The 9,347-nt window shown below is 68.3% G+C and carries 6 protein-coding genes and 1 pseudogene; 2 read left to right on the top strand and 5 right to left on the bottom strand.

Annotation, left to right across the window (positions count from 1 at the left end; translation table 11 throughout):
- The coding region (locus IEW15_RS24285; RefSeq protein WP_188582940.1) for a glycosyltransferase family 4 protein at positions 1 to 794 on the top strand (794 nt) is incomplete at its 5' end.
- Here IEW15_RS24285 and IEW15_RS24280 read toward each other — a convergent pair.
- From IEW15_RS24280 to IEW15_RS24260, 5 genes and pseudogenes are all read right to left on the bottom strand, one after another.
- The gene (locus IEW15_RS24280; RefSeq protein WP_188582938.1) at positions 789 to 2,075 is read right to left on the bottom strand and encodes a lipopolysaccharide biosynthesis protein; all 1,287 of its coding nucleotides are present in this window, start codon (positions 2,073 to 2,075) and stop codon (positions 789 to 791) included. The two genes, IEW15_RS24285 and IEW15_RS24280, sit on opposite strands and share 6 nt — an antisense overlap.
- Before the next feature lie 38 nt (positions 2,076 to 2,113).
- Positions 2,114 to 3,757 (bottom strand): acetolactate synthase large subunit, encoded by a 1,644-nt coding sequence (locus IEW15_RS24275; protein ID WP_188582936.1) that lies wholly within the window; start codon positions 3,755 to 3,757, stop codon positions 2,114 to 2,116.
- A 121-nt stretch (positions 3,758 to 3,878) separates the two neighbouring features.
- Positions 3,879 to 5,152, bottom strand: a pseudogene (locus IEW15_RS26655) (pyridoxal phosphate-dependent aminotransferase).
- 119 nt (positions 5,153 to 5,271) lie between these two features.
- Positions 5,272 to 6,804 carry an L-piperidine-6-carboxylate dehydrogenase gene (amaB, locus tag IEW15_RS24265; protein ID WP_188582934.1) on the bottom strand — a complete coding sequence of 511 codons (1,533 nt, stop codon included), beginning with the start codon at positions 6,802 to 6,804 and terminating at the stop codon, positions 5,272 to 5,274.
- A gap of 231 nt (positions 6,805 to 7,035) precedes the next feature.
- A complete protein-coding gene (locus IEW15_RS24260; RefSeq protein ID WP_188582932.1) occupies positions 7,036 to 8,073 on the bottom strand; it encodes a DUF1338 domain-containing protein in 1,038 nt (345 codons plus the stop codon).
- A gap of 193 nt (positions 8,074 to 8,266) precedes the next feature.
- On the opposite strand from IEW15_RS24260, the gene gcvA reads away from it, so the two are divergent.
- The gene (gcvA, locus tag IEW15_RS24255) at positions 8,267 to 9,205 is read left to right on the top strand and encodes a transcriptional regulator GcvA (protein ID WP_188582930.1); all 939 of its coding nucleotides are present in this window, start codon (positions 8,267 to 8,269) and stop codon (positions 9,203 to 9,205) included.
- Positions 9,206 to 9,347: the final 142 nt, after the last annotated feature.

Genomic DNA, 9,347 nt, shown 5'->3' with positions numbered 1-9,347 from the left:
CTCATCGCCTCCATCCGACGCACCGCACGGTTCATCGCAAGGGCTTGAAATCAATGGGTATTAGTTTTGAGTCCGACTCTGAGGCCACCGCCAATGATATCCGGTCCTGCAAGCTGCCGGTCGGTGGCAGACTGCATGTGGTGCCGGAGGCTGCCGGGCCCGGCTTTTCGGTCGCGACACCCGATGATGATCCGATCGACAGGGCCATGATCACGGTGGCCGAGCCGTTCGTGATGATGGTTGCCAGCGTGCTGCCGCATAAATCGCCCCGGATGGTGGTGGATGCCGCAGCGACGTTGTGGCACGGGGCGGGCATCCGGACCGTGATTCTGGGGACGGATCCGCGCGGGGCGCTGGCGCAGACGCTGACGGCCGCGGGCAATACCGGCATCGTCTGCCTGTACGGGGTTCCGACGCCGGTGCTGGCTGCCTATTACCGCCGGGCGCTGTGTCTGGTGATGCCGTCGGAATATGAGGGCTTCGGGCTGCCGATCCTGGAAGCGCAGACCAGCGGCTGTCCGGTGATCACCACCCGCCGCGGGGCGCTGCCCGAAGTGGCCGGGGATGCGGCGATTTTCGTTGAGCCGGGCAATGCCGCAGCCATGGCCGATGCGGTTCTTGGCCTGTATCGCGACACGGCGGCGCGTGCAGCACTGGTTGCGCGCGGGCTTCCCAATGCCGCGCGCTTTTCGTGGGAACGGGCGGCGGAGAGGACGGCCGCGATATTCGACGACTGTCTGGCACGGCGCTCGCAAGGTGTGGCACGGCGCCCCGCAGGCTCGCGGGTGCTATGACCGCGCCGGCCTGCGTCCGCGCAGGACCGTCATGCATATCGCCGCCTGGACCAGCGATCCGGCAAGGCTTGCCGCCTGGGCACCGACCATGCCGATGCGCGGGATCAGGGCCATGCCGGCGAGCACGATGACCACGGTGCTGCCCAGGCTGAGCCAGGCGATCCGGCGTTCCCAGCCGCGACGATAGCCATGCAGCAGTACCGGCAGCACATAGAAGCCGGGCAGGGCCGCAAACCCGCCCAGAACCGGCAGCAACGGGGGCACCGCAAATCCCATGCCCACGGCCAGCAGCCCCCATGCGGCGGGAATGGCCACCGCGATCAGCCCCGCCCCGATCAGCAGATGGCGGCGGGCCATGCGGGCGACGGATGCCGCCTGCAGGCGATAGATGCTGCGCGTGGCGGTCATGGCCATCAGCGCGCTGATCACCTGCACGGCCTGAAACACGCTGGCATTGACCTGATAGATGCCCAGATCAGCGGCGGGCAAATAGAGGCCGACCAGATAGGTGTCGGCGCGGCTGGCCAGCAGCCCCGTCAACGCCACCAGACAGAACGGCCAGGTGCGCCGCAGATGGTCGCGGTCGATCATCTGCTGCCAGCCGCCGCCGGGGGGCCGTGTCTGTGGCGGCCGGCCGACCGTGTCGCGGAACACCCGGAACCGCCAGCCGGTGCGCGCCATGTCGGCCAGGGTGAACAGCAACAGCAGCCGGCCGGGCGACAGATGGCGCCCGCCATCGGCCACCGCCGCCAGCAGCAAGACCACGATCACCACGGCGCCGACCACCAGATCGGCCTTGAAGCCGCCCATGAACCGGCCCTGATGCACGCCGAGGCTTTCGAAATGGCCGGCGGTGACCATGGTGATCAGCCAGATGCCCGACAGGACGGCATCGGCGCTGCCAAGGCGCTGGCCGGGTTCGGCGGTCAAGGCCAGGGCCAGCCACATGGCGACCATGGCTGGCGGCAGCAGAAGAAGGCTGCGGGTGGCGACATCGCGTTGCCAGATCTGCACCCGCTGGCCCGGGTGGTGGGCCATGGCGCGGACCAGGTAGTCGCGGACCCCCCAGTTCACCACCGCTGCCGCCAGCCCGATGATCAGCATGTGGCGGACCACGTCGCCCCACAGGCTGGCGCCGCCCTGGCCGGCGCCGCCGCTGCGCACCACCAGCACGCTGGCGACCAGTGCCATCAGTGGCGGCACCAGATGCTGGCCGCCGGCACCGACAAGGCGGTGGAGACGGCGCATCAGGCGATTGTCGGCAAGGTCGGCAAGCGGCACAGCGGCGGGGTTCCGGGGGGGGCGATATCGTGCGCGGGTCAGATGGCGGCGCTGAGCGTCTTCAACTCGCGGTTCAGGATGCGGTCGTTGTCGGAATAATCGATCGTGCAGTCGATGACATGAACGCCCGGCGCCTCCAGGCAGGTTCGCAGCAGATCGGGCAGGCCGGCCGCATCGGTCACCCGGTGGCCATGGGCGCCATAGGCCTGGGCATAGGCGACGAAATCCGGGTTGCCATAGCTGAGACCGAAATCCCTGAAGCCCATATCGGCCTGCTTCCAGCGGATCATGCCATAGGAATTGTCGTTCAGGATCAGCACCACCAGTTGCATGCCCAACCGGACCGCGGTTTCCAACTCCTGGCTGTTCATCATGAAGCCGCCATCGCCGCAGATCGCCATGATCCGGGCCTCAGGATAAACCAGACGCGACGCCATGGCCGAGGGCAGCCCGGCGCCCATGCTGGCCAGCGCGTTATCGAGCAGCACGGTGTTCGGCTGATGCGCCCGGTAATTGCGCGCGAACCACAACTTGTAGACGCCATTGTCGAGCGCGATGATCCCGTCCGACGGCATCACCCCGCGCACCACCTCGACCAGATGCTGCGGATAGATCGGAAAGCGGGCATCGCCGGCATCGCGGGCGATATTGGCGGCACCGGCGTCGCGGGCCGTGTGCATGAACGAGAAGTCCCAATCGGGATTGGGGACGATCTCCTCGGCCATCTGCCAGATGGCGTTGGCGATATCGCCCACCACCTCGATCTGCGGGAAATAGACCGGGTCGACTTCGGCCGAGCGGAAGTTGACATGGATGACCTCGGTGCCGCCGGGCTTCATGAAGAAGGGCGGCTTCTCGATCACGTCATGGCCGATATTGACGATGACATCCGCGGCCTCGATGGCCCGGTGGACGAAATCGCCTGAGGACAGCGCGGCACAGCCGACGAAATGGGGGCTGCGCTCATCAACCACGCCCTTGCCGAGTTGGCTGGTGACAAAGGGAATGCCGGTCTTTTCGACGAAGCGGGTCAGCATGCGGCTGGTCTGGGTGCGGTTGGCGCCGGCGCCGATGACCAGGATCGGCGCGCGGGCGGCCTCGATCCGCCGGACAGCGGCACTGACCGATTTGGCCTCGGCGATCGGCCGGCGCTTCAGGCTGGCCGGGATCGGCTGGCTGTCGGTGATCTCGCGCGCGATATCCTCGGGCAGTTCCAGATGAACCGCGCCGGGCTTTTCCTCTTCGGCCAGCCGGAACGCCTCACGCATGCGCGAGGGGATGTTGTCGGCCGAGGCGAACTGGTGGGTATATTTGGTGATCGGGCCCATCATGTCGACGACGTCGAGGATCTGGAACCGGCCCTGCTTCGATTTCTTGATCGGCTTCTGGCCGGTCAGCATCATCGGCATGCCGCCGAGTTGAGCATAGGCGGCGGCGGTGACCAGATTGGTGGCGCCGGGGCCCAGGGTCGACAGGCAGACGCCGGCCTTGCCGGTGTGGCGGCCATAGGTGGCGGCCATGAAGCCGGCGGCCTGTTCATGCCGGGTCAGGATCAGGCGTATGGTGTCCGATCGCGACAGGCTGTCGAGGAAATCGAGGTTCTCTTCACCCGGTACGCCGAACACGTATTCGACGCCCTCGCTTTCCAGGCATTGCACGACGAGATCGGAGGCTTTGGTCATGGTCTGGTCTCCCTGAGCGGCACGCGCACAGTTGATGAACTGAGCGGCTACGCGCACAGTTAAGCTGAGCGGAACGCGCACAGTTAAACACGGATCGCCGACCGATGCCCGCATGTGCGTGTCATACAGACACGAGATTTTCTCCGATCAGGCGGCCGATACGGCCAAGGGCATCGGCGAGCACGTCGTCGGCGGCGGCGAAGGAGAGCCGGAGATGGCCGGGCAGGCCAAATGCCGAGCCCGGCACCAGTGCCACGCGCGCGCCGTCCAGCAACCAGCGCGCGACATCCGCGTCTGTGGCAAGCGTCGTGCCATCGCGTGTGGTGCGCCCGATCAGGCCGCTGATATCGGCAAAGGCATAGAATGCGCCCTCGGGCGGCGGGCAGGCGATACCGGGGATGGCGTTCAAGCCCGTCACCACCAGATCGCGCCTGCGGGCGAACACCGCCAGATGCTCGGCCAGCACGGCTTGTGGACCGGTCAACGCCGCTGTGGCCGCCGCCTGCGACGGGGTGGCGGCGCCGGAGGTGCTCTGGCTCTGGATCGCGGCCATCGCGGCGATCAGCCCGCGCGGCCCGGCCCCCCAGCCGATCCGCCAGCCGGTCATCGCATAGGCCTTGGAGACGCCGTTGACGGTGAGGGTGCGGCCGGCCAGCATCGGGTCGGCGGCGGCCATGGTGGCAAAGCGCCGGCCGTCATACAGGATATGCTCATAGATATCGTCGGACAGCACCCAGACATGCGGGTGAAGATGAAGGACACATGCTAATGATTTGAGTTCACTGTCTGAATAGATAGAGCCGGACGGATTCGACGGCGCATTCAGCACCAGCCAGCGCGTCCGCGGCGTGATCGCGGCGGCGTGTCGGGGGTGAGTTTCCAGCCATTGCCGGCCGTGGTCGCGGGGGTCACCGCATGGCCGCCAGCCAGCGTCACCTGATCGAGATACGACGTCCAGAATGGCGCCGGAATGATAACCTCACAGCCGGGATCGAGGCTGGCCATGAAGGCGTTGTGGATGACCTGTTTGGCGCCGGCGCAGACGATGATCTCGTCGGGCGCATAGTCGAGGCCATTGTCGCGGCGGTGTTTGTCGCGGATCGCGGCTTTCAGCGCCGGGGTGCCGGTCAGCGGCGCATAGCGGGTGGCGCCGGCCTCGACCGCCTCGGCCGCGGCTTGGCGGATATGGGCGGGGGTCGGCAGATCGGGTTCGCCGGCGGCCAGAATGATCACGTCATCGCCCATAGCCGCCGCGCGGGCGCCGATGGCCAGGATCTCGGAGACCCCGATGCCGGCGAGGCGTCGTGCGGGGCTGAAGCCCGGTGCCGGCCGTGTGTGGACATGGCTGTGCGATCCGGCGGCGGCAGGGCCGCCGGTGAGGTCGGGCGTGGTCATGAGCGGGGGCTCCGGTTTCGCCGCCGGGTGGACGGCGGCGGGTGCCGGATCAGGGCACCCGCCATCGCCCGGCGGCCAGGTCAGGACGGCATGGGGGCACGGGCGGGTGGTGCCGTATGTCAGCCGATGTCGAAGGTGACGCCCTGGGCCAGCGGCAGGGTGCTGCCGTAATTGATCGTGTTGGTGGCCCGGCGCATATAGGCCTTCCAGGCGTCGGAGCCGGCCTCGCGGCCGCCGCCGGTTTCCTTCTCGCCGCCGAAGGCGCCGCCGATCTCGGCGCCGGACGGGCCGATATTGACGTTGGCGATGCCGCAATCCGAGCCGGATGCCGACAGGAAGCGTTCGGCATCCCTGATGTCATTGGTGAAGATCGATGAGGCAAGCCCTTGCGGCACATCGTTTTGGGCGGCGATCGCCTCAGCCAGATCATGATGGCGCATGACATAGAGGATCGGCGCGAAGGTCTCGTGGCGGACGATGTCGGTCTGCCGGGGCATCTCGACCAGCGCCGGGCGGTAATAGGCGCCCTGGCCCATCACCTCGACCTTGTTCCCGCCATGAACGGTGCCACCGGCGGCGCGGGCGGCGGCCAGTGCGCGTTCCATGGCATCGCCGGCGGCGCTGTCGATCAGCGGGCCGACCAGCACACCCGCTTCGCGCGGATCGCCGACCTTCACCGAGGCATAGGCCGCCTTCAGCCGGGGCAGGAAGCTGTCATGGATGCTGTCATGGATGAACAACCGCCGCAGCGTGGTGCAGCGCTGGCCGGCGGTGCCCATCGCCGAGAAGGCGATGCCGCGCAGCGCCAGTTCCAGATCGGCTGAGGGCTGAAGGATCGCGGCATTGTTGCCGCCCAGTTCCAGGATCGAGCGCGCGAAGCGGCCGGCGAGCCGGGGGCCGACCATGCGGCCCATGGCGGTGGAGCCGGTGGCGGAGACCAGCGGCACCCGCGGGTCGTCGACCAGGATCTCGCCGATGTCGCGCCCGCCGATCAGCAGGGCGGCCAGGCCATCGGGAACATTGCCGTGGCGCTTGGCCGCGCGCTCGAACAGGGCTGTCACCGCAAGCCCGGTCAACAGGGTCTTTTCCGACGGCTTCCAGATCACCGGATTGCCGCAGACCAGCGCCAGCGCCGCATTCCACGACCAGACAGCGACCGGGAAATTGAACGCGGTGATGACGCCGACCGGCCCCAGCGGGTGCCAGGTTTCCATCATCCGGTGGTCGGTGCGCTCGGTGGCGATGGTCAGGCCGTGGAGCTGACGCGACAGGCCGACGGCGAAGTCGCAGATGTCGATCATCTCCTGAACCTCGCCCAGCCCCTCGGCCGGCACCTTACCGGCTTCCAGCGTCACCAGCCGGCCCAGATCCTCTTTGGCGGCGCGCAATTCGTCGCCGATCAGGGCGACCAGCCGGCCGCGCTCCGGCGCCGGCACCAGCCGCCAGCGGGCGAAGGCATCGGTGGCGCGGCCGATGGCGGCGCGCGCCTCGTCGGGCGACGTATCGGCAAGCCGGGCGATCTCGGCGCCATCGAGCGGCGAGCGGGCGATGCGGTCGCCGGCGGTCAGCGCCGCGTCGGCAACGCCCAGGCGCTTCAGAACGGCGCGGGCCTCGTCTGCGGGGGTGGGCCGGATGGCCGTGTCGCGGGTCATGGAGAGCGTTCCTTGAGAATGGGCGGCGGAGACTTCGGGTTGGGCGTGATCATACGCCGCGCGACCCGCCGGTCCGAGTGTCAGTTGATCATCGCCGGGACGGAGGACATCACCGGAATCAATGATCCCGTCTTTTCAATAGATTGTATGGCGATCTTAGGTTCTGACGTCTGACGTGCCGGCCCTCGCCCGCAGGCCTGCCGGCAGCGGGGCGGGCACCGGCGGTCGTGATCAGGCGGCTGTGGTCATCTTGAAGATGCCCTGGGCATTGCTGCTGTCGAACCCCAGATCGAGCCGTCGCCCGGCTTCCACCGCCGCCGCATCGGGCAGCGGATCGCGGGTGATGAACTCATAGAAGCTGCCCGGCACCACGCGGCTGATCACCCCGCCATCGGGCAGGCGGAAGTCGCGCGCGACCTCGGCGGCACGATAGGCGGTCTGGCGCACCCGGCCCGACCCCGAGACCTCGACCTTGTCCTTGATCGGCCGGCCGGCGGCACGCTCCGCCGCGGCCAGGCTATCGACATCGGCCACCCGGTCGGTGGCGTGATTGAAGGCATTGCCCTCGGTCGCGATCCAGGCCATTTCGGCCGATGCGGCCTTCAGTGCCTCATAGTCGGCAAGGGCGGGGATGTCGTGCTGGCGATCGAAGCAGCCGACCAGAACCGGCAGGATCGCCGCGGCCTCGGCCACCGGCAGGGTGCCTTCGGCGGCCAGCCGCGCCAGGGCATCGACGGCGGCGGGGGTCAGTGGATCGCGGGCGGTGCCGGTGACGCGGCGCACCACGGCCTCGAACTCGGGACCGAAGCGTTCAGGGTGCAGTTCGCTGATGAAGAACTGGGCGATGTCTTCGGGCATATCCTTCTGGGCATAGGACCGGCCGGTCATCTTCAGACGGTCGAGCGGATAATGGCCGGCGCGGGCATAGCCCAGTGGCTCCAGGATGCGCAGGATGGCGGCCTCGCCACCGGGCAGGGCGCCCTGGCCGGCGATCGCCACCGTGCGCACGGCGCCATGATCGTGAAACACCGTGCCGCCGGCGGCGATGCGGCAGGCGACATAGGCGGCTGCCGCCGGCACCCGGTCGAGCAGATCGGCGAACAGCAGCATGTTCAGGGCCTGGGCCACCAGCGCCCGCGATGCCTTGTCGCCGGTGGCGCCGAGCAGGGCGGGGTGCACCACCATGGTATCGAGCAGCGCATCGGCCCGGCTCGCGCCAAGACCCGGCGCGATCAGGCGGTGAAGGATGGTGGCATGACGATTGGTCATGAGAGGCATCGTTCCTGCAAGCGTGTGTCTGAAGGCCGGACGTCTGGGCGCTGTGGTCGCGGTCGCATCCGGGGGGCGTGATACGCGGATCGGACTGCCGCTTCCGGCCCGTCCGGCGGGGATCAGGATGCGACCGCGGGCTGAGTGTGCGATGCTGCGGGCCATTGGTGAAGCGATGAAAGCTGAGGGGATCATGAGTTTTGGGAATGACCTGCCGTCGAAACGTGGCCTGATCCCGTCACTGGGCGCGCTGCTGGCTTTCGAGGCGGCGGCCCGGCACGAAAGCTTCACCCGTGCCGCGGCCGAACTGAACCTGACCCAGGGCGCGATCAGCCGCCAGATCCGGCAGATCGAAGCGCAGCTTGGGCTGGCGCTGTTCGTGCGGGTGCGCCAGCGCGTGATGCTGACCGATGCCGGCCGGCTGTATCTGGCCGATGTCCGCCGGGCGCTGGGCGAGCTGGGCGAGGCGACGCACCGGGTGATGGCGCTGGCCGGGCGCGGGCGGATCCTGAACCTTGCCACCCTGCCGACCTTCGCGACCCGCTGGCTGGTGCCGCGCCTGCCCGATTTCTTCGCGCGGCATCCCGACATCTCGATCAATTTCGCGACCCGATTGTCCCCCTTCGACTTCGCGGCGGAGCCGTTCGACGCCGCGATCCATTTCGGCGGCCCCGACTGGCCGGGGGCGCGCGCCCATCATCTGATGCGCGAGGTGATCGTGCCGGTGGCAAGCCCGGTCTGGCGGGCGAGCCACGCGGCGGGGCTGACACAAGGGCGGCTGGCGATGGCCGATCTGGCCCGCCTGCCGCTGTTGCAGCAATCGACCCGGCCGGCCGCATGGCCGGCCTGGTTCGCCATGCATGGCATCGAGGCGCCCGAGGCGGTGCGCGGGCTGGTGTTCGAGCAGTTCGCCATGATCGCCCAGGCCGCCGCATCGGGGCTGGGGGCCGCCCTGCTGCCACGGGTTCTGGTCGAGGATGAACTGGCATCGGGCCGGCTGGAGGTGCTGTTCGACCGGGCGGTGGTGTCGGATCAGTCGTATTGGATCGTCATTCCCGATGCCAAGGCAGGCCAGCCGGCGGTCGAGACGTTCCGCGACTGGGTGCTGCAGGCGGCGGGTGGTGACGGATGAGACATAAAGCGGCCGGGGCCATCAGCCGCGATCACAGGTCGTGGCAAATGTCGGACGCCCAGGAGCCTGTTGCAGAATGGGTCTTCGGAATGTGTCGCGATCGCAGTGAGATCCGCCCTTGAGCCTGCGGCCGGCGCCTGAT

Source organism: Tistrella bauzanensis, from assembly GCF_014636235.1.
GTDB classification, from domain to species: Bacteria; Pseudomonadota; Alphaproteobacteria; order Tistrellales; family Tistrellaceae; genus Tistrella; species Tistrella bauzanensis.
The sequence above is the reverse complement of the archived record's forward strand: the minus strand, read 5'-3'. Positions and strand labels throughout refer to the sequence as shown.

Bases quoted from the DNA above. Each gene is read 5' to 3' on its own strand.
- amaB (WP_188582934.1), bottom strand. From the start codon at position 6,804: ATGACCCGCGACACGGCCATCCGGCCCACCCCCGCAGACGAGGCCCGC.
- gcvA (WP_188582930.1), top strand. From the start codon at position 8,267: ATGAGTTTTGGGAATGACCTGCCGTCGAAACGTGGCCTGATCCCGTCA.
- IEW15_RS24260 (WP_188582932.1), bottom strand. From the start codon at position 8,073: ATGACCAATCGTCATGCCACCATCCTTCACCGCCTGATCGCGCCGGGT.
- IEW15_RS24275 (WP_188582936.1), bottom strand. From the start codon at position 3,757: ATGACCAAAGCCTCCGATCTCGTCGTGCAATGCCTGGAAAGCGAGGGC.